This window comes from Sediminibacterium sp. FW305-C-61, assembly GCF_058231065.1.
In genome coordinates, this window is sequence record NZ_JBIQXR010000001.1 from 363,073 (window position 1) to 387,703 (window position 24,631).

General features: G+C 39.3%; 28 protein-coding genes. 10 read left to right on the forward strand and 18 right to left on the reverse strand.

Annotated elements, in window-relative coordinates; all coding sequences use genetic code 11:
- Window positions 1–165 precede the first annotated feature (165 nt).
- Both dnaN and ACH30E_RS01575 read right to left on the reverse strand, forming a co-directional pair.
- A complete protein-coding gene (dnaN, locus tag ACH30E_RS01570) occupies window positions 166–1,281 on the reverse strand; it encodes a DNA polymerase III subunit beta (RefSeq protein WP_294989584.1) in 1,116 nt (371 codons plus the stop codon).
- Window positions 1,282–1,394: 113 nt separating this feature from the next.
- Complete coding sequence (locus tag ACH30E_RS01575) at window positions 1,395–1,811, reverse strand: response regulator (RefSeq protein WP_294989587.1); 417 nt, start codon at window positions 1,809–1,811, stop codon at window positions 1,395–1,397.
- A gap of 58 nt (window positions 1,812–1,869) precedes the next feature.
- Here ACH30E_RS01575 and ACH30E_RS01580 point away from each other — a divergent pair, with 58 nt between their 5' ends.
- The 4 genes from ACH30E_RS01580 to nagA all read left to right on the forward strand — a co-directional run bounded on the left by ACH30E_RS01580 (window position 1,870) and on the right by nagA (window position 5,497).
- Window positions 1,870–2,349 (forward strand): regulatory protein RecX, encoded by a 480-nt coding sequence (locus ACH30E_RS01580; protein WP_294989590.1) that lies wholly within the window; start codon window positions 1,870–1,872, stop codon window positions 2,347–2,349.
- An 85-nt stretch (window positions 2,350–2,434) separates the two neighbouring features.
- Entirely contained in the window at window positions 2,435–3,370 is a 936-nt protein-coding gene (locus ACH30E_RS01585; RefSeq protein ID WP_490823357.1) for a lipid A deacylase LpxR family protein, read from the forward strand.
- Between the two features lie 135 nt (window positions 3,371–3,505).
- A complete protein-coding gene (locus ACH30E_RS01590; protein WP_490823358.1) occupies window positions 3,506–4,300 on the forward strand; it encodes an amidohydrolase in 795 nt (264 codons plus the stop codon).
- A gap of 99 nt (window positions 4,301–4,399) precedes the next feature.
- Window positions 4,400–5,497: an N-acetylglucosamine-6-phosphate deacetylase gene (nagA, locus tag ACH30E_RS01595; protein ID WP_490823360.1), complete on the forward strand. Its 1,098-nt coding sequence runs from the start codon at window positions 4,400–4,402 to the stop codon at window positions 5,495–5,497.
- A gap of 115 nt (window positions 5,498–5,612) precedes the next feature.
- On the opposite strand, the gene ACH30E_RS01600 is transcribed toward nagA, so the two are convergent.
- The 7 genes from ACH30E_RS01600 to ACH30E_RS01630 form a co-directional block, all read right to left on the reverse strand.
- The gene (locus tag ACH30E_RS01600) at window positions 5,613–5,951 is read right to left on the reverse strand and encodes a PleD family two-component system response regulator (RefSeq protein WP_294989601.1); all 339 of its coding nucleotides are present in this window, start codon (window positions 5,949–5,951) and stop codon (window positions 5,613–5,615) included.
- Complete coding sequence (locus tag ACH30E_RS01605) at window positions 5,948–6,295, reverse strand: hypothetical protein (RefSeq protein ID WP_490823362.1); 348 nt, start codon at window positions 6,293–6,295, stop codon at window positions 5,948–5,950. Before ACH30E_RS01605 ends, ACH30E_RS01600 begins: the two co-directional genes overlap by 4 nt.
- Before the next feature lie 306 nt (window positions 6,296–6,601).
- Window positions 6,602–7,699, reverse strand: a complete 1,098-nt coding sequence (locus ACH30E_RS01610; RefSeq protein ID WP_490823364.1) for an acyltransferase family protein — start codon at window positions 7,697–7,699, stop codon at window positions 6,602–6,604.
- 197 nt (window positions 7,700–7,896) lie between these two features.
- Window positions 7,897–8,985 (reverse strand): serine hydrolase domain-containing protein, encoded by a 1,089-nt coding sequence (locus tag ACH30E_RS01615; protein ID WP_490823366.1) that lies wholly within the window; start codon window positions 8,983–8,985, stop codon window positions 7,897–7,899.
- A 148-nt stretch (window positions 8,986–9,133) separates the two neighbouring features.
- Window positions 9,134–10,624, reverse strand: a complete 1,491-nt coding sequence (locus tag ACH30E_RS01620; protein ID WP_490823367.1) for a S41 family peptidase — start codon at window positions 10,622–10,624, stop codon at window positions 9,134–9,136.
- Window positions 10,625–10,630: 6 nt separating this feature from the next.
- The gene (gene thiL, locus ACH30E_RS01625; protein ID WP_490823368.1) at window positions 10,631–11,665 is read right to left on the reverse strand and encodes a thiamine-phosphate kinase; all 1,035 of its coding nucleotides are present in this window, start codon (window positions 11,663–11,665) and stop codon (window positions 10,631–10,633) included.
- 63 nt (window positions 11,666–11,728) lie between these two features.
- Window positions 11,729–12,514: an inositol monophosphatase family protein gene (locus ACH30E_RS01630; RefSeq protein ID WP_294989617.1), complete on the reverse strand. Its 786-nt coding sequence runs from the start codon at window positions 12,512–12,514 to the stop codon at window positions 11,729–11,731.
- A gap of 105 nt (window positions 12,515–12,619) precedes the next feature.
- Here ACH30E_RS01630 and ACH30E_RS01635 point away from each other — a divergent pair, with 105 nt between their 5' ends.
- From ACH30E_RS01635 to mtgA, 6 genes are all read left to right on the forward strand, one after another.
- The gene (locus ACH30E_RS01635) at window positions 12,620–13,789 is read left to right on the forward strand and encodes a glycosyltransferase family 2 protein (RefSeq protein ID WP_490823371.1); all 1,170 of its coding nucleotides are present in this window, start codon (window positions 12,620–12,622) and stop codon (window positions 13,787–13,789) included.
- 133 nt (window positions 13,790–13,922) lie between these two features.
- Window positions 13,923–15,455: a GH3 family acyl-acid amido synthetase gene (locus ACH30E_RS01640; RefSeq protein WP_490823372.1), complete on the forward strand. Its 1,533-nt coding sequence runs from the start codon at window positions 13,923–13,925 to the stop codon at window positions 15,453–15,455.
- Window positions 15,455–16,078 (forward strand): peptidylprolyl isomerase, encoded by a 624-nt coding sequence (locus tag ACH30E_RS01645; RefSeq protein WP_490823374.1) that lies wholly within the window; start codon window positions 15,455–15,457, stop codon window positions 16,076–16,078. Before ACH30E_RS01640 ends, ACH30E_RS01645 begins: the two co-directional genes overlap by 1 nt.
- A gap of 76 nt (window positions 16,079–16,154) precedes the next feature.
- Complete coding sequence (locus ACH30E_RS01650) at window positions 16,155–16,802, forward strand: LysE family translocator (protein ID WP_294989628.1); 648 nt, start codon at window positions 16,155–16,157, stop codon at window positions 16,800–16,802.
- A gap of 53 nt (window positions 16,803–16,855) precedes the next feature.
- Window positions 16,856–17,410 (forward strand): hypothetical protein, encoded by a 555-nt coding sequence (locus ACH30E_RS01655; protein ID WP_490823376.1) that lies wholly within the window; start codon window positions 16,856–16,858, stop codon window positions 17,408–17,410.
- 24 nt (window positions 17,411–17,434) lie between these two features.
- Entirely contained in the window at window positions 17,435–18,154 is a 720-nt protein-coding gene (mtgA, locus tag ACH30E_RS01660) for a monofunctional biosynthetic peptidoglycan transglycosylase (RefSeq protein ID WP_490823378.1), read from the forward strand.
- Between the two features lie 5 nt (window positions 18,155–18,159).
- Here the strand turns inward: mtgA and ACH30E_RS01665 are convergent, their stop codons facing one another.
- The 9 genes from ACH30E_RS01665 to ACH30E_RS01705 form a co-directional block, all read right to left on the reverse strand.
- Window positions 18,160–18,774 (reverse strand): AAA family ATPase, encoded by a 615-nt coding sequence (locus tag ACH30E_RS01665; protein WP_294989636.1) that lies wholly within the window; start codon window positions 18,772–18,774, stop codon window positions 18,160–18,162.
- Window positions 18,775–18,840: 66 nt separating this feature from the next.
- Window positions 18,841–19,470 carry a nicotinamide riboside transporter PnuC gene (pnuC, locus tag ACH30E_RS01670; RefSeq protein ID WP_294989639.1) on the reverse strand — a complete coding sequence of 210 codons (630 nt, stop codon included), beginning with the start codon at window positions 19,468–19,470 and terminating at the stop codon, window positions 18,841–18,843.
- Between the two features lie 56 nt (window positions 19,471–19,526).
- A complete protein-coding gene (locus ACH30E_RS01675) occupies window positions 19,527–20,198 on the reverse strand; it encodes a DUF4377 domain-containing protein (protein ID WP_294989642.1) in 672 nt (223 codons plus the stop codon).
- A gap of 120 nt (window positions 20,199–20,318) precedes the next feature.
- A complete protein-coding gene (locus ACH30E_RS01680; RefSeq protein ID WP_490823381.1) occupies window positions 20,319–20,852 on the reverse strand; it encodes a DinB family protein in 534 nt (177 codons plus the stop codon).
- 172 nt (window positions 20,853–21,024) lie between these two features.
- Complete coding sequence (locus tag ACH30E_RS01685; protein WP_294989647.1) at window positions 21,025–21,624, reverse strand: NifU family protein; 600 nt, start codon at window positions 21,622–21,624, stop codon at window positions 21,025–21,027.
- Window positions 21,625–21,750: 126 nt separating this feature from the next.
- On the reverse strand, window positions 21,751–21,978 hold the full coding sequence (locus ACH30E_RS01690) for a hypothetical protein (protein ID WP_490823383.1): 228 nt from the start codon (window positions 21,976–21,978) through the stop codon (window positions 21,751–21,753).
- 174 nt (window positions 21,979–22,152) lie between these two features.
- Window positions 22,153–22,974 carry a hypothetical protein gene (locus tag ACH30E_RS01695; RefSeq protein ID WP_490823384.1) on the reverse strand — a complete coding sequence of 274 codons (822 nt, stop codon included), beginning with the start codon at window positions 22,972–22,974 and terminating at the stop codon, window positions 22,153–22,155.
- A gap of 10 nt (window positions 22,975–22,984) precedes the next feature.
- Window positions 22,985–23,617, reverse strand: a complete 633-nt coding sequence (locus tag ACH30E_RS01700) for a c-type cytochrome (protein WP_294989656.1) — start codon at window positions 23,615–23,617, stop codon at window positions 22,985–22,987.
- Between the two features lie 255 nt (window positions 23,618–23,872).
- On the reverse strand, window positions 23,873–24,505 hold the full coding sequence (locus ACH30E_RS01705; protein WP_294989658.1) for a response regulator: 633 nt from the start codon (window positions 24,503–24,505) through the stop codon (window positions 23,873–23,875).
- Window positions 24,506–24,631: the final 126 nt, after the last annotated feature.

Consider the following 24,631-nt stretch of genomic DNA (forward strand, 5'->3'; position numbering starts at 1 on the left):
AGTCCGGGAGTCCGATAGTCCGGAGTCGGAAAGATGATTGTCTTATTAAGGAGTCTCAAAACTTTACGCCGAATCCTCCTGTCTTCCGGACTCCCGGACTTTCGAACTAACGCAAAAAAACCCCGGAAATAACTCCGGGGTCTTATAATTATTAAAATCAGAAGCCTAGTTATTCAGCATCAGCGGCATAACCAGCATTAGCAGGTCTTCGCCTTCGGCTTGTTCAGTTGGCTTGATCAATCCCGCTTTGGTAGGGGTTGAAAGTTCCATTTTAACGTCTTCTGTATCCGCTGCGTTAAGCATTTCAATCAGGAATTTCGCGTTGAAAGCAATCTGCAGATCTTCTCCATCATATTGACAGCTCATTCTTTCATTTCCTTCAAAGCTGAAGTCGATGTCTTGAGCAGCCATTTGTAATTCGCTTCCGGTAATACTTAATGCTACCTGATTGGTACTCTTATTACTAAATACGTTTACACGACGAAGGGCATTCTGGAAGTCAGCTTTATTTACAATCAGTTTATAAGGATTATCTGTTGGAATTACCACTTTATAATCCGGGAACCGCGCATCGATAAGGCGACAAATCATTTGTGTTGAACCGTGGTTTACAAAAAGATGGTTACTGTTATAGCTAACGGTAATAGCATCGTCGTTGTCTGGCAGGGCATTCTTTAACAGGTTCAAAGGCTTTTTAGGTACTATGAAAGAGTCTGTTTTGGTAGCTTTTGCATCAGTGCGTTTATATTTAACCAGTCTATGAGCATCGGTAGCCACAAACTGAACACCCTCTTTCGACAGTTCAAAGAACACACCTGTCATAGCCGGACGTAAATCATCGTTACTAACAGCAAACAGTGTTTTATTGATGGCGGTAAGCAGTCCTCCACTCGTCATTTCAAAACCGGTTGTATCATCGGCAGCGGGTTCTTTGGGGAAATTATCGGGGTTTTCACCCATTACCTTGTATTTACCATTATCGCTGGTGATTTCAATGGCGAAATTTTTGTCGATATTAAACGTAAGTGGTTGATCTGCAATGTTTTTTAAAGAATCCATCAATATTTTGGCTGGAACACAAACCTTGCCATTTACCTTACTTTCAACATCCATCTGAACACGCATCACGGTTTCCAGATCGGTAGCAACTACATTCAGTTTTTTATCCTGTATTTCAAATAGAAAATCCTCCAGAATCGGCAACACCGTATTCGCATTAATTACACCGCTGATCTGCTGCAGGTGTTTTAAGAGAGAAGAGGAAGAAACAATAAATTTCATTCTGTGGAATTTAGGTTTGCAACAAACCTAATGCAAATTGTTAATATTCCGCAACCTAAATTGGAGGTACCTGGTTCTAAAAAACGGTCAATGTTAATCAGTTGTGAATTGACTCAGGAAATTGAGCCAATGGTTTCCAGTAATTCCTGGTAACGCATGCGTGTAATAGGCTTTACAATATAATCTGTAACGGTGGTAAACTCGCGTGAGCGGCGAATATCGGCATCATCTACCGAAGAACTTACCACATAGAGCGACATGGTTTTGGGCAGCTTTTTATTGAGTTTCTCGTACTCTTCCAGAAATTCCCAGCCATTCATTACCGGCATATTGATGTCGAGAAAAATCACATCGGGTAAATTAGCTGCATCCTTACTATTTTCACTGGTGAAAAAAGCGAGTGCCTCACTGCCGTCGTAGAAGGATTGTATGGTTTTGGCCATACCGGTAGCTTCCAGCATTTTTCGTGCGGTGAATTGATAGATCTTGTCATCATCAATCAAACAAACTGCATGCTGAATAAGGTTCATGTAAAGAGTTCTCGGTTTCTAACAAATATAACTAATAATAACACAATTTATTGTACGCATGACCCTTCGAAACAAGCTTACCCCAGAACAGGCATGGCAAAAAATAAAGCATTATTGTGCCTATCAGGAGCGATGCCATTTTGAGGTTAGGGAAAAACTGTATGGCTATGGTCTGCCAAAAACAGCCGTTGAAACCCTGATAAGCCGTTTAATTGAAGAAGATTACCTGAATGAAGCCCGTTTTGCCACCCAATTTGCCGGTGGTCATTTCCGCTTAAAAAAATGGGGGCGGGTTAAAATTGTGTACGAATTAAAACAAAAAAGGATCAGTGCCCCCAACATTAAATCTGCCTTAAAAGAAATAGATGAGGATGATTATCGGACCATTTTACAAAAACTCGCCCGCACCAAATGGCTTACCCTAAAAAAGGAAACCCCCATTTCCCGCCGTGCAAAAACCACCCAATACCTCCTGCAAAAAGGTTTCGAACAAGACCTGATCAGGGAAGCAATAGGAATGATGAATGTAGAATATTGAATGTCCAATTTCGAAATTGGACATTGAACATTGGACATTGAACATTAATTAAGTTTACCTTAGACGCAGAAACTACTTCCCCCTAATGAGGTTTTTTTTAACGATTGCCAGCTCGTTATTGTTGATATGCAGTAATGCGCAGCAGAAATTTATTCCCCGAAAAGCGTTTACTGTTACCACAGAAAACGATGCATACCTGTTTCAGATAAAGGATGCTTATTATACCAATGGTATTAAATTAAACTACCGAATTGCTGATACATCTACCAGGGTTAAACGTATTCATGCTTTTGAATTAGGACAGAAAATATTTACCCCCTTATCCAAAAAGGCAGAAACCACCCATGAAATAGACCGGCCCTATTGCGGTTATTTATATGCAGATTATCGTTCCATCAGCAGCTATCGCAACGATGCTTTATTGCAATGGGGTCTAACATTGGGTTTAGTAGGAAAATCTTCCCTTGGTGAGGCGCTACAGAATGGCTATCATAGCTTACTGAATTTTAAAAAATTTGAGGGATGGAAATACCAGGTGCCGAATGCACTGGGTATTGATCTTACTGCATCATATGCCCAAACCTTGTTTAACCTTGGACAAGTATTCAAAATGGTGCCGGTTTTATCTGCGAGTTTGGGGACACAGTTTACCAACGCAAAACTGGGAACCGTTTTTTGTATCGGTTCTTATGAAAGCAATCATAGTTCTTTACTTTTCAATACCAGGATGAGCAGTGGTTATGCAGCCCCAAAAAAGAAAATGGAATTATTTCTTTATGTCCACCCCTCTATGCAAGCCCAGGTTTATAATGCGAGTTTACAAGGTGGATTATTCAGCAATAAAAACGGGGCCGTGCTTACTAATCCGGAAACATGGGTTTTTGAACAGGAATGGGGAATTTGCTACGCCCAAAAACGCTTTAATACCAGGATTGCCTTTATACATCAATCAAAAGAAACCGCCGGCCAGCTTAACAGTCAAAGCTATGGATCTATTCAGATGGGGGTTTTGATGTTTTGAAACAAAAGAAGGGAAGAACAGAGGAACATAACAGAAGAACATCGAATGTCCAATGTTCAAGTAATATTTATTTGGACATTGGATATTCGATGTTCTTCTGTTCTTCTGTTCCTCTGTTCTCCTTACCTTGCAAACATGTCATCGCTTAGCTTTTCTTTGATACAGTCGTCTCTTTTCTGGGAAGACAAAACCGCCAACCTCAATATGTTTGAGGAGAAGATTAACAGCATTTCGGAAAAAACAGAAATCGTGGTATTGCCCGAAATGTTTAGTACTGGTTTTAGTATGCGCCCCGAAGTATTGGCTGAACCCATGGACGGACCATCGGTTCAGTGGATGAAACATATTGCTGCTAAAAAGAAAGTGGTGATTACCGGAAGCCTGATTATCCGGGATGGAGATCAATTTTACAATCGATTATTATGGGTGCTTCCGAATGGAACATTGGGATATTACGATAAAAGACACCGTTTTGCTTTTGCGGGTGAGGACCAACATTATGCTGCAGGTAATAAACGACTGATAGCACAGGTAAAAGGTTGGAGAATAAACCTTCAGATTTGTTACGATCTGCGCTTCCCGGTTTGGGCCCGTCAGCAAACTAATGAACATGGTCCGGAGTTTGATGCCATTATTTATGTTGCCAACTGGCCGGAAAGAAGAAACCATGCCTGGAAGACTTTACTCACCGCGCGTGCAATCGAAAACCAGTCTTTTGTAGTAGGTGTTAACCGGGTTGGAAATGATGGTAATAAAATTTACCACAGTGGTAATAGTATGGTAGTTGATCCGCTAGGGGAAGTGCTTTACCATAAGGAACACGATGAAGACATTTTTACCATCACCCTGCAAAAAAATGCAGTAGACGATGTTCGTACAAAATTCCCCTTCTGGAAAGACGCTGATCAGTTTTTGATTACAGATGTTTGAATGATGAAGATGGAATGACGAATATGAATAATTGAGAATTCGATATTCATCATTCGATATTGATTATGTCTTTCTCTAAGAAATTTAAAAAAGCTTTCTATGCGTGAGCGCAATACTTATTTTGCTAACCGTTTATTTACTGGTAGCCGTTGGCTTGAACAACAGGTTGTTGTTACTGAGCGTAGCGCTATAGTTGATATTGTTCCGGCTAAAGTAATACATGAGCCCTATACGGCTCAATACCCCATTATTGCACCCGCTTTTATGGATATTCAGATTTATGGTGCTTATGAAAAACTATTTTCTGTATATCCGAATATCGAATCTTTAGAATTGTTGTATAAGTATTGCAGGGAAGGAGGTGCTGCTTATTTTCAACCAACGGTTGCAACCAATAGTTATGAGGTATTTAAACAGGCAATTGATGCAGTTGCTGCTTACCAGAAAAATAGGGGTATAGGTTGCATCGGCTTGCATATAGAAGGCCCTTGGATTAATCCGGTAAAAAGAGGTGCACATCTGGAAGAATTTATTCATGTACCTACTGTAGAACAGGTAAAATCATTACTGGATTATGGAAAAGGTATTATTACGATGATTACCCTCGCTCCGGAAATTTGTTCACCAGAAATAGTGAATTTGATCAGGTCTTATGGTGTTGTAATTTCTGCGGGACATAGCAATGCCACCTATCAACAAGGTATTGATGCATTTAACAATGGTATTCCTACTGCCACGCATCTTTTTAATGCCATGAGTGCGTTGCAACATCGGGAACCCGGATTGGTTGGTGCAATATTCGATCATGAAACGGTGATGTGTAGCATAGTGCCCGATGGTTATCATGTAGATTTCGCAGCCATACGTATTGCCAAGAAACAAATGAAAGAAAGACTGTTTGCTATTACCGATGCAGTAACCGGTACCACCAGCGGTGCTTATCCACACAAACTCAATGGTGATAAGTATGAGTCTAATGGAACGCTTAGTGGCTCTGCATTAAATATGGCCGCCTGTGCCCGAAACCTGGTACAAAAAGCACAGATACCAATGGATGAATCATTGCGTATGTGTAGTTTGTACCCTGCACAGGTTATGGGTTTATCTCACAGAACCGGAAGAATTGAAAAGGGATATAATGTTGCGATGGTGGGATTGACGGAGACACTGGAAGTGTTGAAAGTGGTGGATGAGTGATGAGGATAGGCTTTTCGAAAATGTTGGATTTTTTCAAAAAGCTAGTATGCTTTCCGCTTTATTGGTAGCACAAACCTATTTATATAGAGCTTCAGTTTTCTTACCACAAACCGATTTAGTGCTTGGTATTTCTTGCCGCTTGCAGGTAGGACTCAATATGATCAAAGCTTATTAGTTTACCGATTTCGTTCAGCTTATCTTTTTGTTTTTGGTCGTTTCCTATAAAAATGATTGGAATTTTCGATGTCTTCTTTCTCTGTTTAACAGATATAGCTGTCTGTAATCCGTGACTGGGCTTTTTGTCAGCGTTTACAAAAATCAGGTCAGGCATTATGTCACTTATCAACTTATACGCCTGGCCTCCGTCCATATTTTCTCTATGGATTTCTATGTCTTGCGAAATTCTTTTTTCAATTTCCGTATCGTTTGAAAAGTCGATGATAAATATTTTCATAGGCCGACTTTATGTTTCCAAAACAAAAGGGTTGCTAAAACTATAATAGAAATCAATGTTCCGAAGGGTAGATACCATATTGTAAGTAAGCTAATGATTAATCCAAGACTGTAAGCCCACTCTTTGTTTGTTGATAAGGCATAAACCCAGGTAAGCCAAATTAACCCATACAATATAAAGAGCCATCCAAGCTTAAAAACATTAACGTTCAGTTTGTAAAAAATTTCAGCCCAGGGTCCTGGTTTTTCTGGACCGATATATTTTCCCTTAACTGTTACAAAAATTCCGTCAAGCAGCATATAGCCACCGTTTAGAAGTGCTAGTATAGTTATAAGTATTTTCATTTCAATCTGAGGTTGTATTCGTTTTGTTATGATTGCCTTTACTGTTCTGGGATTTATGAAGGCAGATCATTAATTGGTTAAAGGGCAAAATATAAATGCTAATTTAATAAGATATTATTGAAAATTAGAACTATAGCTAAACAATGAGCGATGAGTTAAGCGTATGGGAAGGAGAAATAGCACTCCTTCTTAATTACTTCTTGTTTTGCCGTTTTTTCCCAAAACAAATGCTCAAAGAAATACAGAAGTACGAGTGCTTCTACGATAAGGATTGCCGAAAATTTTCTGTCTTGTATTTTTTTGGAATCATCGACTTACAATTTTATCCCGCAGTTTCATAAACGGTTTTTCTACAACCAGATGCAATAGATAGGCAAAAGCAATACAGGTGATGATACAAATTAACAGTACGATGTTACTGTTGAGGTTATACTCAGACAAAATCTGCTGTGTTGAGTGAATAACACCTTTATGTGTTAGATAAATAGCATAAGAAAGAGTTGCTATAAATGTTGTAAGCTTTGAGTTCCATTTATACAAGAAACTTGCAGGGCTAATCGCTCCTGATACCATCAATCCAAATCCAATTGCAATAACCGGAAATCCAAAAACAGATGCATCATATGTTTGTTGGTCTTCGCATAAAAAATAGGCGCCTGTTAAAGTAATCAAGCCCAATACGATCAGCAGATTCCCATACTTAGCTATATTTTGCCACCAGATTGATTTAAATACATATATCGACGCAATCACTACTCCAATTAGTAATCCATCTAAACGATTATAGGTTGGGTAGTAAATAAACTTATACCAATAAAGCCAATTGTTCTTATCCGATATATTAGGTAAATACAACTGGTTAAAGCTGTAGATTCTTATTGCAAATCCTGCCAGAAATACACCTATTAATAGCCAATATGCATTTTTGATCCCTTTGCCCTTTTGAATGGCTATTAAAATAAGTGGAAGGAAGAGGTAGAAATGTTCCTCTACACAGAGCGACCAGCAATGAGAAAAAGTGCCGTAGTCCTTTAGATTTAATCCTAAATTCTGTGTGAAAGTCAGGAATTTCCATAACGGCGGAAGTGCTTCTTTTTCCCTGAAAAAGGGGAACCAAAAATAAAGTGCTACGGTAACCAGAAATGCCGGTACAATCCTGAAAAAACGTTTTAAAAAGAACTTTCTGAATGAAACCAGCTCTCCCTGTTTTATTTGTTCAAATAGTTGGGCCGAAATTAAAAATCCGCTCAATACAAAAAACAGATCCACACCCGTCCATCCGAAAGACGCAATATCCGGAAGCCATGCTGGCTCTCCACCGCTGATGATGAAATAATGAAAAAAGAAAACTAAAATAATGGCCAGGGCCCTTAAGTGATCAAGTCCGTATAATTTATGTTTCACTGGGAATGTAATTGTGATGGTGCGGGATTACTTGGTTGCAGCGCATCTCAAAAACGACCTTTATTTTTTAAAATTGTTTTATTGAAATAATTTTTTCATAGTCTCTTTCCCTGGAATATTTTATTGAATTTCAACAATGCAGGTCATGGTCAGGCTTTGACTTGCAGATTGAAATGCATAAAAGAATCAATCATTTCTTATTTCACCAGACTACTATTCATTACTATTTGTCTGATACTCTTTTCGAAATGATAGACAATACTTACATCCCGGTTGTAAACATTCTCGAGTATAATGATGTCTAAATCCTTAGCCGGCACATAAATTTTCAGACTTACAAAGCCTATTCCCCTGCCTGCATGACCAATATATTTATGCGGTGATCCTTCATTTATATTTACGCCATAACCATAATTCGATTTTTGCGCACTGAATGTATAGTCTTCATCTACTATTCCAGAGTTCACCATGGCTGTATAAGACCCAGGCTGCAGTATTTTTCCTGAATGCAGTTTGGTATCCCAGGTATTCAGATCCAGGGCATTGGAAATTATTCCACCAGCAGGAATAAAATTGGCCCAGGATTCATTTGTGAAGTTCATGCTTTTAAAATCCACCAATTCTAGTGAATCATTGGTACGCCAATATCCGTTTACCAGTCCCTTATTGGACTTTTCCATTTCATAACAAAACGTATTCAGCATTCCCAGTTCTTTGAACAAACTATTTGCTGCTTCGATATATGTTTTCCCTGTTGTTTTTTCAATCAGCAGTCCCAATAAGCCATAGGCTGGGTTACTATAATGGAAACCGGTACCGGGTTTAAAAGACAATGGTTTTTCGAGATGCACTAAACCAGCCGACATATTCAATAACTGGTGTACCGTAACAGTATCTGCCCAACTCTGTTTCAGATCGGGCAAATATTGCCGGATGGGCTGGTCTAATTTTATACTTCCCTTTTCAATTTCCTTTAATACCAATACCGCAGTAATCTGTTTGCTGTTCGATTGTATCCTAAAATTATCCCTTAATGTAAGGGGCGTTTTTTTAGAAAAATCAGCATAACCAACAGCTTTTTTATATAACTGTTTGCCATTTTTTGTAATCAAAACAACGCCATTAAATGGTCTGGGTAAACTGGTTTTTAACAGGCTGTCTATACTTTTAATATAGTCGGCTGTTTCACCAGCTTTCTGTGCTGATCCAGTTTTTTTAATATAGCTGCTGCATACAAAAGTTAACCCTACCATCGTGAGCAGGTACAAAAAACACCTCTGCTTCATAAATATTGGTTGTGTATTAAGTGTAAAGTGCTTGCCCTTATTTACAGTGAATATAAAACAGGAAGGAGAATTAGTTAGTAAAATTTACATTTTATTATAATATGTAAAATACGGACGAAATCGGTCGGATAGAAAGTGAGTGAGACAATTAGTTTTTATCATTTCCGCTTCCAATCATCTTTCGCACTTCGGCAATCTTTATATCATACCCTTCCTTAATAGCCTGAGAAGATGGTTTAATGAAAATATCGGGCATAATACCATAACCTTTGGGGCGTTCTTTATCCATTACCAGTCTATACATCGGCAAACTCACTACTATACCGGAATTAGGTAAAGTGATTTTGGGGATATGCATGGCTGAATTTCCATAGTAACCGCCACCTGTTTCCTCACCCACAACTTTTACATTGGCCTGGCCCTGTAATTGGGATATAAACATCGTTGCCGCTGAGAATGTATACCCACCTTGTATTAAATACAGTTTGCCATTAAAATGATGTTTGTTGATTGGCGAATAATAATGTCGCTCATAACGGCGGTAATGAATTTTTCCATCTGCTTCTTTCTTTGCTCCGAAATTCATAGCAAACCAATAAATCAGTTTGGGTTTTATATACTTACCATAGGTAAACTTTCGGTTGATGGCCGCGACTGTATCGCCTATTTTAAATGGCTTATCAACCAAATACTGGGTTAATTTAATGCTGTTACTTACGTTACCTCCTCCATTCTCCCGTAAATCAATTACCAGGTTTTGTATAGATAGTTTTGCAAGTGTTTTGAAAGACTTCCTGAAAAAGCTTCTCAGTCTTCCTCCGGTAAATGTGGTAAGCCGAATAAAAGCCGTACTTGTTGCAGTATCAATAATCATCGTTCGCTTATTCAGCAGGCTTAGTTTTCTCAACTCCCTTCTGGTTAACTCTGGAGCCCGGACTGTTGGCTTTTTTCTTCCTGTATCTATTACCGGACGATAGGCTTTTATCGTAGTTTCTTTTTCGATACCTGTTGAGTCGATATAACGAATATTATATATTGAATCAGCATCACCCAATATGGTTTTATACCAGCCTGGAAAATTGCTGCTGATAATCTGACTTTTATGGTTTACCCCATAGCCATCGGTACTGATATATTGATAAATGGTATCCAGTAGTGCTGCGGGTTTACGCTGATTAATCGCTGTTACGATAGTACCTCTTTTAAATATGCTATCGTTTCGGTAGGCACTACCCAATACTACCAGACTATCATCCCATGCTTTTAAAGAAAGGGGGAATTGAGGAAAGCGGTACATATTCGCCACTTTACCATAGGCTTTTGAGAATCGAACGGTGGTATGCCCGCACCTTATATGTGCAATAAGTTTAGACACACGGTTTTTATACTCCACTTCATTCAGCGAATCGGTGATGCCCGCAATGGTTTCATTAAAATAGTAATCGATGCTGTCTTTGGGTGTGTACCAATAAAGACTTGGATGATTGGCTTCCAGTATTTTTTTCAGCAACACTATATCTTCTACCAATGGCTTAGCCGCCATTTTAGGGAGTGGTGGTGGAATGTATTGTCCCTCCACCTTAGCAGATAGTCCGATGATCAATGCAAGAAAAAATAGCGTGATGCGGACTGTCTTCATATTTATTTATTGCTGAAATGCATTCCAGCCTTGTGCGGTAATATTAAAGGTATTGCCTCCTTTGGTCAGTAATTTACAACCTTCTTCCAATTCGGTCATATATCCGATCACACTGATCTCTTCATTTAAGGTAATTTTTTCGTGATCCTCCTGCTTCAGGGTAAAGATGAGTTCATAATCTTCCCCACCATTCAGTGCACAAACGGTTGGATCTAATCCAAATTTGAATGCAGCTTTGCGGCTATGTTCCGAAATGGGTAGTTTTTCTTCATAAATACGGCAACCAAGGTTGCTTTGCTTACAAAGGTGCAGCACTTCACTGCTGATACCATCGCTTACATCCATCATTGCAGTAGGTGTAATATTATTGGTTTCGAAAAAATTGATGATATCTTTTCTTGCTTCTGGTTTCAATAATCTGCCGACGATATAACTTTCGTTTTCGAGGTCTGGTTGAATCTGTGGATTCTCGAGATAAATTTTCTTTTCCCTTTCCATTAAAGTTAAACCTAAATAGGCACCGCCTAAGTCGCCACTCACACAAATAAGGTCTCCCTTTGATGCAGTACTCCTTTTTACAAACTTATCAGGTGCTACTTCTCCTATGGCTGTTACTGATATGATCAATCCTTTTTGTGAAGTAGATGTATCACCTCCTACCAGATCAACTCCATGTTTTTCACAGGCGATATGAATACCTTCATATAACTCTGTCATGGCTTCCACACTAAACCTATTGCTCATGCCAATACTCACGGTAATCTGAGTAGGAGTAGCATTCATGGCATAGATATCACTCAGGTTTACCATCACGGCTTTATAACCCAGGTGTTTCAGGGGTGTATACATCAAATCGAAATGCACCCCTTCCAGCAATAGATCGGTTGTAACTACAGTTTGCTTTCCAAAATGATCAATCACCGCTGCATCATCACCTACGCCTAATACGGTAGATGCATTGTGTATTTCAAAATTTCGGGTAAGATGATCAATCAAACCAAACTCACCCAGATCAGATACTTCAGTTCTAACTTCACTCATAAAAAAATATTGAAAGTTCAATAACCAATTTCGAAATTGGTTATTGGATATTACGCTGTTTATTTACTCTTCTGTTACAGGTGCTCCATTTACTATCGCTACCAGCTCGTCGTGTATTTTTCCGTTGGTGGCAATAATATGTGGCTGATAGGGGGAGTAATGATTGCCTTTGAAATCGGTTACTTTACCTCCTGCTTCTTCTACGATTAAAAATCCGGCTGCACTATCCCATGCCTGTAGTTTGTGTTCATAAAACCCATCAAACCTACCGGCTGCTACCCAACACAGATCAATAGCAGCACTTCCCAGTCTTCTCACTGGTACACCTTTACGAATAAGCTTTTCGAATACCTGCAGCGGACCATTTTCCATATCAAGATAGGTATATGGAAAACCGGTTACCAGACAGCTTTTGATGACCTGCGTTTTTTCGCTTACATGAATTTTTTTATCATTCAGCGTGGCGCCAAATCCTTTCTGGGCAAAGAAAAACTCGTTGATAAATGGATTATATACTGCACCAAGTATCATTTCCCCATTCTGCTCAATACCAATACTTACGCAACAAATGGGAATACCATTGGCAAAATTTACAGTGCCGTCAATGGGGTCAATGATCCATTTATAGGCCGAGTCTTGCACAATTTCTCCTGTTTCTTCACTTAAAATAAAATGATCTGGATAATCTTGTCTGATTACTTCGAAGATGGCTTTTTCAGCCGCATGGTCTGCCTCTGTTACCAGGTTATTAACCCCTTCTTTATTACTTATTTTAAACTGGCCATTAAAAAAGCGTTGTAATTCCGCAGCTCCGGCCTCGGTAGCTTTGATGAGCGTTTGTTTCAACATATCCGCAAAAGTAACAAACCGGCAGAAGAATATAGAATTAGGAATAAGAAATAAGCAATTAAGAAGGTCGTTAAACCTGCTTATTATTGCAGTGAAAAGCAGTATTTGGAACTCAGCGTTATTATAGTAAACTATTGTGTACCCGATTTTCTGGAACAATGCCTGATTACGGTAAAAAATGCCATGCAACAGCTTAATGGCGAAATCATCGTGGTAGACAATGCCTCACCCGACGATAGTATTACAAAGTTGGCCCCCCTTTTTCCGGATGTTCATTTTTTGCAAGCAGAAACCAATATCGGATTTGGCAGGGCATGTAACCTGGGGTTGAGTAAGGCAAAGGGTAATTATATTCTTTTCCTGAACCCGGATACACTGGTTCCTGAAAATACCATTGCCTATTGTGTCAGCTTCCTTAATAATCACCAGCAAACCGGGGCAGTAGGCGTAAAAATGATCAATGGCTTTGGAAATTTTTTACCGGAAAGCAAAAGAGCCAAACCTTCTCTTTCAAATACCTTTTTTAAAGTTACCGGTATGGCCTCCCTTTTTCCGACATCGGGGTTGTTTAATAACTATGCACTCGGACAACTTTCAAAAAATGAAAACCACCGTATCGATGTGTTGGCTGGGGCTTTTATGATGGTCCGGAAAGCCTTGCTTGAATCAATGAAGGGCTTCGATCCGGTTTTTTTTATGTATGGAGAAGACATTGATCTTTCACTTCGTATAAGTAAGCTGGGATATGATATTTATTATTTGGGCGAAGTTTCCATTATTCATTATAAAGGACAAAGCTCCCGGAACAGATCAGGCAAACAACATGCGTTGTTTTATAAGGCTATGCGACAGTTTGTACATAAGCATTATAAAGCTGGGTGGTTACTTATACCCTTTATATTTTTCGTTCAGGGATTAAGTTTGGTAAAACAATGGTTATTGCCGAAGGATAACATGCTCACTTTATTAAATAAGCCAGGTACAGCATGTATGATGGCCGGACAGTTTGGTTGTGAGCAGATCATTAACGTGTTAACAGAAAAGGGGCATAGCGATATCCTTAAACAAACTGCATTGGTATTAGAGCAAGATGGTAGAAAAGTTGATCTGATATCTGGACTGGCCTCTGTAATCAGTCAACAGCAGTTGTCGCAGGTGCTGGTGTATGTTCCCGATTATGCCTTAGAAGAGATCATACCAGCGATGGAAGGATCGAAAAATGTATTTTTCCGTTTCTTGTTTGCGGTTTCAAGGGCCTTACCCTTTAACAAATAGCCGTTTTTTTATTGAAAAGCAATTTTAAGCCACAGATTCATTGTCCAACAATAGCGTTACCTTTTATCAACCGATACCATTGATTTAGCTGTTTTAGTGTAATTTTGTATATTCAATTAACCCGAGTCTAACGATGTCTATCCTTGATATTAAATTGCCTAACCGTATTTTAAAAGCATTAAGGCTTCCCCAAAACAATCCACGCAGGCAACAAATCAAGGTGTTAAAAAAATTATTGAGAAAAGCAAGGTTTACAGCTTTTGGTCAGCAATTTCGATTCGATGAGATCCTGCTTTCAAAACACCCAGGCAAAAAATTTCAGGAATTGGTTCCTACCTATAATTATAATACCATTCACAAAGAGTGGTGGCATAAAACCCTCGAAGGTATTCCTGATATCTGCTGGCCCGGTAAAATCCGCTATTACGCACTGAGCAGCGGAACCAGTGAAGCTGCCAGTAAATATATTCCCGTTACCAACGATCTCCTGAGTGGTAATAAAATTGTGATGATTAAGCAATTGCTTAGTCTGAGGAATTATGAAAACATTCCCTATAGTTCTATCAGTAAAGGTTGGTTAACCCTTGGTGGAAGTACTGATTTACAGAAAGAAGGTCCAGGTTATTATGCCGGAGACTTAAGTGGTATTACGCAGAAAAAAGCGCCTTTCTGGTTTCAGCCTTTTTATAAACCGGGCAAAAAAATTGCCAAGCAAAAAGACTGGAACAAAAAACTGGAAGAGATTGTTGACAAAGCACCTGAATGGGATATCGGATTTGTGGTAGGTGTACCTGCCTGGATACAGATGTGTATGGAAATGGTTATTGAGCGCTATAAGCTTAATAATATCCATGAAATGTGGCCTAACCTGGCCTTTTTTGTACACGGCGGTGTAAGCTTCGAACCTTATAAAAAAGGGTTTGAAAAATTATTGGGTAAACCTATTACCTATATAGAAACCTATCTGGCCAGTGAAGGTTTTATCGCCTACCAGGATCGTCAGTTTGGTAAGGGCATGCGTTTGGTTACGGGTGAACATATATTTATGGAGTTCGTTCCCTTCGATGATAAAAACTTTGATGCTAACGGCGAAATGGTAAAAGACCCGGAAGCATTAATGATACATGAAGTAGAAGAGGGTAAAGACTATGCATTACTAATCAGCACTGCAGCAGGTGCTTGGCGTTATTTAATTGGTGATACGGTTCGTTTTGTAGATAAAGAGAAATGCGAAATCATTATTACCGGCCGAACAAAACATTTTTTAAGTCTGGTAGGTGAGCACCTGAGTGTAGACAATATGAATAAAGCTATTCAACTGGCCAGTGAGCAATTGAATATCTGTATTCCGGAGTTTACCGTAGCGGGCGTACCTTACGATAGCTTTTTTGCGCATCACTGGTATGTTGCCTGCAACGACCAGGTAGATAAAAAGAGATTGATTCAGTTGATTGATGATAAATTAAAAGAATTGAACGACGATTATGCTGTGGAGAGAAAAAGCGCACTAAAAGAGGTTTTCCTCGACGTTTTGTCGGAAGAACAGTTTATGGAGTTTATGCGTTCAAAAGGAAAAGTGGGCGGGCAGCATAAATTTCCTAGGGTATTAAAAGGTAAAATGCTGGAAGACTGGCAGCTTTTCTTAAAAAAAGAATTGGTATCCTAATGAAATATATTTTCCTTCTTTTATTAATGGTGTCTGTTACTGCGTCGGCACAAGAACCCAATATCAGTATCCTGAAAAGAAAAGCACCTGAAAGTTTTCAGGTATTGTTTAAAACCACCAAGGGCGATTTTATCCTGGAAGCTTATAGAAGATGGTCGCCAATAGGCGTTGATCGCCTCTATCAACTGGTTATAACAGGTTATTATAACTCAACAGCATTCTTCAGGGTTGAACCTAATTACCTGGTTCAGTTTGGTATAGCAGATGATATTGAGAAGAATGTTTTTTGGGACACCAAAAAATTAAAGGATGAACCGGTTTTACAACTTCACAAAAAAGGTATTGTCGCATTTGTGCGGGGTAAAGCCAATAGCAGGACCACCCAGCTTTTCATCAATATGAAAGACAACCCTGAACTGGATACTACCATTAGAGAGGGGGTTAAAGGTTATACCCCCATTGGAAAAGTGATAAAGGGAATGGAGGTATTGTCGCGCCTTAACGGCAAATATGGTAAAACCATTGCAGCTATCCAGGATTCTATTTATCTGTATGGAAATACTTATCTGGATGATCATTTCCCTGGACTTGACATGATTATTTCAGCAAAAATTCTGCATTAATTTCTTCCGTTAATCACAGATAAAAGGTTTTTCAAAATTATCCGCTTATTTTGGTGTATAACCCAATGACCACTGAATGCTAGCTCCATTGATAAAAGGATTAATACTGGGTGTTATTCTCAGTATTTCTGTAGGACCCGTCATCTTTGCCATCATCAAGCAAAGTATCAATAATGGACACAAGGCCGGGTATGTTTTTGTTGCGGGTGTATCTGCCAGCGATATTACCTTGGTTTTAGTGTGTAATTTTTTTACTTCCCTGTTTAATATAGCACTTGAATATAAGAACACCATTGCAATAGCGGGTAGCATCTTTCTCGTTGCGATCGGCATTTATACCCTGTTCTTTAAAAAAGTGCCGGTTGATGAAGAAAATAAACTCATCACAAAAAACTTCCGCAAAAGAGATTATGCAGCAATTTTTCTGTCGGGCTACTTTATGAATATGCTTAACCCGGGTGTGTTTCTTTTCTGGTTTGCCTGGACAACCTTAATTATGGCCGATTCACAAACTGCCACCCATCCCGGAGAATACCGTTTTATTGTATTTACTACCTGTCTTGTTTTTGTACTGCTTTCTGATATTTTAAAAGTAGTACTTGCAGGAAAACTTCGTTCCAGACTAAATGCCAAAAACCTGCATTTTATTAATAAACTTTCCGGACTTATACTTATAGGATTTGGCATTGCCTTATGCTGGGGTGTACTTGCCCTGTTTAAATAGGTTTAACAAAGGATTAAAGAAAAAGATATATTTCCTTTTTATCTTTCAGTTCCATGAGGCCGGCACTACTACTGCTTTTTTTACTTGCATTTACCTGCACCCATAGCCAGGCACAATCCGGTATTTTAGTATTTAAGAAAAAGAACCAAAATATACAGAGTTGGACAAAAGATAATTTTATCCGGTTTCAATACGTTACCACACAATGGCTCGATGGAAAAATCAAACGTATTGATAAAGATTCCATTTTTGTGAATTGTTTTATTACCCGGCAAATACCTAACCAGTTTGGTTTTCCTACAATAGATACTTCCTGGTTTGGCGTTATGGGTATTCATATTTCAGAGATCATCGGAATGCCCGGAAACAAATTTAAGAGTGGCATTTTTACGAATGGTTCATTATTAAAATTGGGTAGCGCTGGTTATGTTTTTCTAAACCTGTTTAATAGTCTTGAAAATGGCGAACCCCTTTTTGCAAGTAATAACTTAAGGAATATTGGCATTGCCGCAGGTGTATTTTTAATCGGGCATCTTCAATCGCTCAAATACAAATCATATATCCGCATAAGAAGAAAATATTCTATGCAGATCATTTCCACCCAATAGGGTTAAGCAGTATCTTGTTGTATAATGGCACAAAAAAGACCCCTGGGAAAAAGAATCTGGCGTTTTATATGGCGATCAGCTGTTTGGATGTTTCTTACATCGCTGGCCTATATCATCATTTGCAGGTGGGTTATGCCGCCTATTACCATTACGCAATTATCCAATAGTTTCAGTTATGGGTTGAATCGTGATTATATCTCCTGGAATAAGCTTCCGTATAATATTAAACTCGCAGTAATAGCAAGTGAGGATCAAACCTTTCCTGATCATAGCGGCTTCGATTGGGATGCGATCGAAAGAAGCATGAAGCCAAAGAAAAAAGGTAAGAAAACGAAGATCCCATTAGGTGGTGGTGCAAGTACTATTTCACAACAAACAGCCAAGAATGTTTTTCTATGGCAGGCAGGTGGCATTACAAAGTATATTCGAAAAGTGCCGGAACTCTATTTCACGAAAATGATTGAATGGATCTGGGGTAAGCAAAGGATACTGGAAGTTTACCTCAATGTAATTGAAATGGGTCCTGGATTATTTGGCGTAGAAGCAGCTTCACGAAAATATTTCAACAAACCAGCCGAAAAATTATCCCGCGCAGAAGCTGCCATGATCGTAGCGAGTCTTCCTAATCCGAAAAAGTTTTTACCTAAACCAATGAGTCGCCGTGTTGCCTGGCGCTATCCACAGATACTAAAGCAAATGCAGAATATTGAAGATGATGCGGAACTGCAATCCTTGCTAAAATAAAATAGTTATTGAGCCCCGATAAATTTGTCGATAGCTGATATTGCTTTTTCCAAACGAGCATCATAATCACCGAAAATTTCGACCCAGGGTACTTTTTGATTGATCATAATATCGCGGTATATCTGGTATAATTCCAGACGTGGTTTTTCATCAGGGTATTCACGAAGCACATCTTCTGCCCAGGGTAAATCGGGTTTACAGAGCAGGTAGAAGTTAGTGGTTTGCTGAATTATTTCATTGAGGATAAAATGATGGCATTTTTGAAAAACGTATTCACACCAAACTTTCATCACATACATATCTGTATCAACAAACAAAAGCGGTGGATGATTTTGTGAGCGAAGTGTTTTTACATTAACCCATCGTTTTGCTTCTCCCGGATTTGATCCTTCTGCCATGGACCATTGCCTATTGACCATGTTCTCATATTCTTTCTCCAATGCCAACTGGCCTTTGGCGATCGACAAAAGATCATCGAAATCGTAATCCATTCCATGGGTCGTTAAATACTCCCTCGCAAACTCCGGGCACCACAAAGTATTATAATGTTGTGCCAATAATTCACACAACGTACTCTTACCTGTAGACTCTGGACCTAATATGACGATCTTATGAATCATGTTTCTCTTTCTGTGGTATTCAGTGACTTCTGTGGCAAATTAATTGCCACTGAGGGCCAGAATATCTTATTTATCCCTAGCTCTCTTTTTCCATTCTATTAGTCCTGCAATAGCCAGAATTAATAGAACAAGAAACTGAACACTTGTAAAAACATAACCTTTCACAAAATACAACGGAATAGAAGCCATATTTGTTGCGATCCACCATATCCAGCTTTCTGTTTTTTTTCTTGCCATCAACCACATGCCTGTATATGCGGAAGCGCTTGCGAATGCATCGGCCCAGGGAATAGCTTCTGGAGCAAACCCATTCTTTAACCAGCTTAACAGAATAAAAATCAGCACATAAAAAGCACCAAAGAACAAAAGCTGTTGTACCCATTCTTTCTTCGTGCTATTGGTAATATGTAATACGAATGCTTTTGTCTGTGTATCTTTTCTTGTCCAAAGTATCCATCCATAAATACTCATTACCGAATAATAAAAATTAACGCTGGCTTCTCCGAAAAGTTGTCCTTTAATACTCAGGTAAATATAGATCAGGGTATTGATGAGTCCGATGGGGTAAACAAGTATATGTTCTTTTCTGCTAAACCATACGCTGGCTATACCTGCTATTACTGCAATAAATTCAAGTGGGCCTGTTTGCTGAATGCCGTTGGTAAACTGTTGCAACAATTCCTGGAAACTCATCATGGTGCAGCAAAATACAGATTCAATTGCAAATAAGGATAGTATCCGTAATGATGGTGTTAGTTTTCCGGAATGGTAAATTGCAAAAGCAGTTCCTGGTCTTTATATAATTGAAGGATGCCGCTGTTAAACTGGTAGCGGTTAACTGCGGAAAGATGTTTTAAGTAAAGTGATTCCATTTGCATGTCGAGGCAGGCCATTTCTGTAGATGCCACCCCGGAAATAGCCATCTTTCCATTGTCGATGATTACTTTCCCGAAATAACGGTTACAGATTGCTTTTCCGGATATCCTGCCTGTTTTTCTATCAAATTGTATATCGGGTATATTACTACCATTCACCTGTTCCATTTTCCCGTTTCGGCTGATTCTTGCCAATGGCAAGGAAACCTGGTCTGGAATTGGAATGGTTCTTTGTACATAGGTTTTCGACCTTTCTTTGGAAAGCACTTTTATAAGGTAATAAGCATATGCCGAACCGTCAGCGGGTGGATTATCTCTTTTCACCCTCATTATTTCCAGTTTGTAGTTATATCCTTCTTCGTATGTAAATCCCTCGATCCCTGAATAAAACAGTGCATAGGGTTCGCCTGGTTTTTCCTTTACCTGTAAACAAGGCTTATTGCTGATTCCGTAGCAGTCTGCCTTGGTATCCGCCACATAAAATGTTGTCCTTTGCGCTATCAGCGAAGTCGCGAACAAAACCATCAATATCGTGAGCTTCAGTTTCATTATAGGCAATATTACAAACAGCATACCATTTAGGTTGCCTTTCCTTTCTTTTAACAGATTTTGTAAGGATAACGTCTAAAATACTGTTTTTATTGAAAACAGGGTATCTGGGATGCCTGATTAAACAAGCGATACGAGTCCATGTTCGATACTCTTGCCATGGTGCGAAGCGTGGTATGCAGTGAAATAGATCATTTCACGCAGGGTAATCATACCCAGTAATGGGTGTGGCAGGATGTATTTATCTAAGGAGAATTCTTTATACCTGCTGGTTTTCTTAATAAGCTGACGAACTTCCGCATCCAACTGCAACAGTAGCCTGTCTTTTTCTGATACGGGTACGTCAGGGCCGGGAATAAATGCAGCGGATGCTCTTCCTCCTGCCTGTAATTTGATATGATAACGATCTACCAGGGCATCGTAGGTTCGGGAGGGTCTGTTTGCATAACCAAAACGCCAACCAAGGATGAAATTGGGAAGAGAAAATGCTTTATTAACGGGTGCTACACTTTTGATGAGATGGTCAACCTGCTGGAGTGCGTTCCATTTGTCTGTGGGTGCATATAACAGTGCACGGTCATTGAGTTGAGATACCTGTTCAATTAACTGAGCATAGTTTTGCTGCAGGAGCTGCAGGATGGCCTCTTTCTCCATTTGGTAGTTTTAGCAGGGTTGGGTTCTAAGCAAATATAATGATGTTGTGCTTTGGTAATTAAAAGTTTGCGATTAATTGTACTATGTTTCCCGCTTTTTGTATTGTTACCGATTGCAAAAAAAAGCGCTGTACCCTATTGGTACAACGCTTTCAAAAAAAACAAACAAAGTATTATTCAGCTTCTGCTACTACTTCTTTTACTTCCGGAATCATTCTTTTCATCATGCCTTCGATTCCGGCTTTCAGGGTAATCATTGACGAAGGACAACCACTACAGCTTCCCTGAAGCATCAGGTTAACCACCCCATCGTTATAGCTTTTAAATTGAATGGCCCCGCCATCCATTTCAACTGCGGGTTTTACGTAGTTTTCGAGCAGTTCTTTTACTCTTTTTACAATATCATCGTCATCAGCGCTAACCGCATTGGATGCTTCCTGTTTAACCTTTGCAACTTCTTCTTCATTAACCACCACACCGCCATTTTCAAGGTATTCTTTCAAAAACTCTTTAATGGTGGGTATAATATCCTGCCAGTCTTCGGTATCTGCGGTTTTGGTAAGTGTAACGAAATTACTCGCTATAAATACGCTTCTGATAAAGGGAAAGCTAAACAGTTCCTTTGCCAGCGGTGAGGGACCAGCCAATGCTTCTTCTGCAAAATCAATGCTTTTTCCCGGGTAAAGCAGTTTATTCGCAACAAACTTCATGGTCTCCGGGTTAGGAGTCATTTCTGTGTAAATACTGATTACGGGATTTCCTGTTTTGATCATATTTTGTCTTTTAACCTATGCCAGACTATTGCCTGTCATACTACAAAAATAATCAAAAGCTGGGGGATCAGGGAAAATACCGAAAGTGTCGGGGGGCTTTTTTCGGATATCGAAAACCTGTAAAACCTACCAGATGGCAAACCTGGTTGAGCCTTCCAATATGTAAGTCTCACTATTTACCCGCTCTTTTGCCTGGGTAAATACTGGATTTTGCCGTTCAAACGGCGTTGCATAATCGCTACTTGCTTGTTTGTCGTTGTTTGCTGTACATAAGGTTGATTGGTTGGGGGCAGCCAATACAACGCTTGCCAGACATAGCAAGTAGCGGAGTAAATTGTTGAATGCTGCTTTCATATTCCTTATTGTTACGATGCAAAAGTATTCCTGTTTATGCCGGTTTGCAACCACACAAACATGTGAAATGCATGTTTTTGCAGGTTTGTAAATCACATAAAAAAGAACCCCGACGCAGTTGGTCGGGGTTGGTTTACACAGGGATATTTTTATAAAATATTGAAATTCAATTAATTAGTACTGAAATGTTGTTTCAGTTACCTCATCGGGCAGACCTGTTTCTTTTACTACCGTTGTTCTTTTTAAAGGGTTGCCATCATTATCATAATTATATGTGTGCGTTACCGATGCATATTGCTGACCCAATTTATCGTAGTGTTTTTCGGTAAGCGGGTTATTAGGCATTGCGATCAATGTAGGCAGGTAAGGATTGTTTTCAAACAAAAGACTGGTATTCCTTTTAGTATCATAACTGCTCATTTCATAAACATCGGTTTTTTCAAGGGAACCAGTGTTGTAATCCTTGTACCAGGAACTCATTGTTTTAATATTGCCATTGGCATAATAATCTACTTCAAAACGCATCGAGGGAGCGGTACCGATAGGGCCAGCAAAACTGCTGAAAATATCGGTGCGCCATAAGCGACCTTCTTTATAAGTGTATTGATAAGTAGCAATAACCACATTATTTCCTGTTACCACTTCTACTTTAGTGATATCACCACCAGTGTAAGTGTACTTATATTTTGAACCATCACTTGCAGACATTTCTGTGAGTTTGTCGGCATTATAGGCCAGTTGATACACAGTAATATCATCCCCACTGGTTGTTTTTTGCAGGGTAGTTATTTTACTTGGTTGTCCGGCATTGTTATACTGCACAGACAGGTAGCTGCCATCATCGTAATTTATCTTGCTCAACTTTTTCTGGCCGCCTATTGGTCCGGGATCTACCACAGTACCTGGATCGAATTCTTTTGTACAACCTGTAATCATCAAAACGATTGCCAGTAATACGCCTGTTAGTTTCATCGTCTGCTGTAAACTTCTTTTCATTTTATTTCAACTATTTAATCACTTTTACTTCAGTAGGAGGAATTGGTGCAGGTACAGGATTTTTAATAGCGGGCAAAGACATTAAATAACTATAAACAGCACTTAGATCTTCATCCGTCATTTTTGCAACATTATACCAAGGCATAGGTGGCATCACCGGGCGACCGCCTTCCTGACCCAGGTGTTTTCCTGTGCGAAGGGTTTTTACAAACACTTCTTCTGTCCAGTTACCAATACCAGTTGTTTCATCAGGTGTAAGGTTTGCACCAAACGATATACCCCATGGACCTGCAAAAGCTGTTACATCGGGCGACATTTTTACCCATTGCTGGTCTTTTGCCAATGCTTCTGTAAGCGTTGGTATTCCATGTTCAGAAGGGTATCCTGACATCAGTTTTGTGGTGTCTGGCATTGGTCCCATTGGTGTCATGACTTTAGGAGAATGACAATCGTTGCATCCGGCAACGGTTACCAGGTATTCTCCTCTTGCTATCAGTTCGTCTTTTTCTTTTTGTCTTACTTCAGTGATATCTTCTTTCTTGGTTGCTGTTTCTTTGCTTCCGGCTTCGCTGCAGGCTGCAACAGTGGCCATAACAGACAAAGCAATGATTGCCAGGTTCAGGGTTTTGTTTTTTAATGTCATTGTTAATGTTTTTGTATACAGTAAAATGGGAATTGATTTCCAATTATGCAACAAACATAAACCCGCAAAAGCCTGCAAACTATCACACAAAAATGTGGTTAGGATGAGAGGGGGATGTGAATGGTGAGTGGTGAATGGGTTGTAGAGTCGGAAAGTCCGGGAGTCCGAAGTCCGGAAGACGGGAAGAAAAATCGTATAAGCCAAGTAGCAATCACCCAAGCCTCAGTCTTTCGGTCTCCGGACCTCGGACTTCCCTTACACAATTTTATTCCTGAAAGCTTTCGCAACAGCTTCGCTCTTGCTGTTTACATGAAGTTTTTCGTAAATCTTTTTTATATGCGAGCGAACGGTATCAATGGCGATAAACATTTCTGCGGCGATCATTTTATAACTGTACCCATTCACTAATAATTGCAGAACCTGTTTTTCGCGTTCAGAAAGATCGTAGTCTTGTCCTTTTTCGTTGTTAAGTGAAGAGAACATTTTCAATACCTGGGTGGCGATAGAAGATGTCATTGGTGCTCCACCGGTTTGAGCTTCCTGAATATATTCCAGTAACCTGGCGGGTGGTGTTTTTTTAAGTACATAGCCATTTGCGCCATTACTAATGGCATCGAAAACATTCTTGTTGTCGTCGAATACGGTAAGCATCAGAATTTTTACATCCGTATCAATCTCACGTATTTTTTTTAGTCCTTCAATACCATTGGTTCCTGGCATATCTATATCCATCAGTATTACATCTGGTTTAAAGGCCCTCACTTCATCTTCAACATTGTTACAGTTCTTAAAAGCTGAAAGCACTTCAAAACCATCAGACCCGTTGATGAGCATCGTTAATCCTTCACGTAACTGGGGGTTGTCTTCGTAAATCAATAATTTGGTCATAAGGTCTTTTTACAGTTACAAAGCTAACAGATGAATGCTTTGCAGACTATCGCATAATAATGTTAGAGAGGGGGGGTGAATTGTCAATTGTGAATGGTGAATGAAATCGTTTTAATATTGACCATT

What these genes read in the sequence shown, in the direction of transcription:
- dnaN (WP_294989584.1), bottom strand. Translation starts at nt 1,281, where the DNA reads ATGAAATTTATTGTTTCTTCCTCTTCTCTCTTAAAACACCTGCAGCAG.
- ACH30E_RS01575 (WP_294989587.1), bottom strand. Translation starts at nt 1,811, where the DNA reads ATGAACCTTATTCAGCATGCAGTTTGTTTGATTGATGATGACAAGATC.
- ACH30E_RS01580 (WP_294989590.1), top strand. Translation starts at nt 1,870, where the DNA reads ATGACCCTTCGAAACAAGCTTACCCCAGAACAGGCATGGCAAAAAATA.
- ACH30E_RS01585 (WP_490823357.1), top strand. Translation starts at nt 2,435, where the DNA reads ATGAGGTTTTTTTTAACGATTGCCAGCTCGTTATTGTTGATATGCAGT.
- ACH30E_RS01590 (WP_490823358.1), top strand. Translation starts at nt 3,506, where the DNA reads ATGTCATCGCTTAGCTTTTCTTTGATACAGTCGTCTCTTTTCTGGGAA.
- nagA (WP_490823360.1), top strand. Translation starts at nt 4,400, where the DNA reads ATGCGTGAGCGCAATACTTATTTTGCTAACCGTTTATTTACTGGTAGC.
- ACH30E_RS01600 (WP_294989601.1), bottom strand. Translation starts at nt 5,951, where the DNA reads ATGAAAATATTTATCATCGACTTTTCAAACGATACGGAAATTGAAAAA.
- ACH30E_RS01605 (WP_490823362.1), bottom strand. Translation starts at nt 6,295, where the DNA reads ATGAAAATACTTATAACTATACTAGCACTTCTAAACGGTGGCTATATG.
- ACH30E_RS01615 (WP_490823366.1), bottom strand. Translation starts at nt 8,985, where the DNA reads ATGAAGCAGAGGTGTTTTTTGTACCTGCTCACGATGGTAGGGTTAACT.
- ACH30E_RS01620 (WP_490823367.1), bottom strand. Translation starts at nt 10,624, where the DNA reads ATGAAGACAGTCCGCATCACGCTATTTTTTCTTGCATTGATCATCGGA.
- thiL (WP_490823368.1), bottom strand. Translation starts at nt 11,665, where the DNA reads ATGAGTGAAGTTAGAACTGAAGTATCTGATCTGGGTGAGTTTGGTTTG.
- ACH30E_RS01630 (WP_294989617.1), bottom strand. Translation starts at nt 12,514, where the DNA reads ATGTTGAAACAAACGCTCATCAAAGCTACCGAGGCCGGAGCTGCGGAA.
- ACH30E_RS01640 (WP_490823372.1), top strand. Translation starts at nt 13,923, where the DNA reads ATGTCTATCCTTGATATTAAATTGCCTAACCGTATTTTAAAAGCATTA.
- ACH30E_RS01645 (WP_490823374.1), top strand. Translation starts at nt 15,455, where the DNA reads ATGAAATATATTTTCCTTCTTTTATTAATGGTGTCTGTTACTGCGTCG.
- ACH30E_RS01650 (WP_294989628.1), top strand. Translation starts at nt 16,155, where the DNA reads ATGCTAGCTCCATTGATAAAAGGATTAATACTGGGTGTTATTCTCAGT.
- ACH30E_RS01655 (WP_490823376.1), top strand. Translation starts at nt 16,856, where the DNA reads ATGAGGCCGGCACTACTACTGCTTTTTTTACTTGCATTTACCTGCACC.
- mtgA (WP_490823378.1), top strand. Translation starts at nt 17,435, where the DNA reads ATGGCACAAAAAAGACCCCTGGGAAAAAGAATCTGGCGTTTTATATGG.
- ACH30E_RS01665 (WP_294989636.1), bottom strand. Translation starts at nt 18,774, where the DNA reads ATGATTCATAAGATCGTCATATTAGGTCCAGAGTCTACAGGTAAGAGT.
- pnuC (WP_294989639.1), bottom strand. Translation starts at nt 19,470, where the DNA reads ATGATGAGTTTCCAGGAATTGTTGCAACAGTTTACCAACGGCATTCAG.
- ACH30E_RS01675 (WP_294989642.1), bottom strand. Translation starts at nt 20,198, where the DNA reads ATGAAACTGAAGCTCACGATATTGATGGTTTTGTTCGCGACTTCGCTG.
- ACH30E_RS01680 (WP_490823381.1), bottom strand. Translation starts at nt 20,852, where the DNA reads ATGGAGAAAGAGGCCATCCTGCAGCTCCTGCAGCAAAACTATGCTCAG.
- ACH30E_RS01685 (WP_294989647.1), bottom strand. Translation starts at nt 21,624, where the DNA reads ATGATCAAAACAGGAAATCCCGTAATCAGTATTTACACAGAAATGACT.
- ACH30E_RS01690 (WP_490823383.1), bottom strand. Translation starts at nt 21,978, where the DNA reads ATGAAAGCAGCATTCAACAATTTACTCCGCTACTTGCTATGTCTGGCA.
- ACH30E_RS01695 (WP_490823384.1), bottom strand. Translation starts at nt 22,974, where the DNA reads ATGAAAAGAAGTTTACAGCAGACGATGAAACTAACAGGCGTATTACTG.
- ACH30E_RS01700 (WP_294989656.1), bottom strand. Translation starts at nt 23,617, where the DNA reads ATGACATTAAAAAACAAAACCCTGAACCTGGCAATCATTGCTTTGTCT.
- ACH30E_RS01705 (WP_294989658.1), bottom strand. Translation starts at nt 24,505, where the DNA reads ATGACCAAATTATTGATTTACGAAGACAACCCCCAGTTACGTGAAGGA.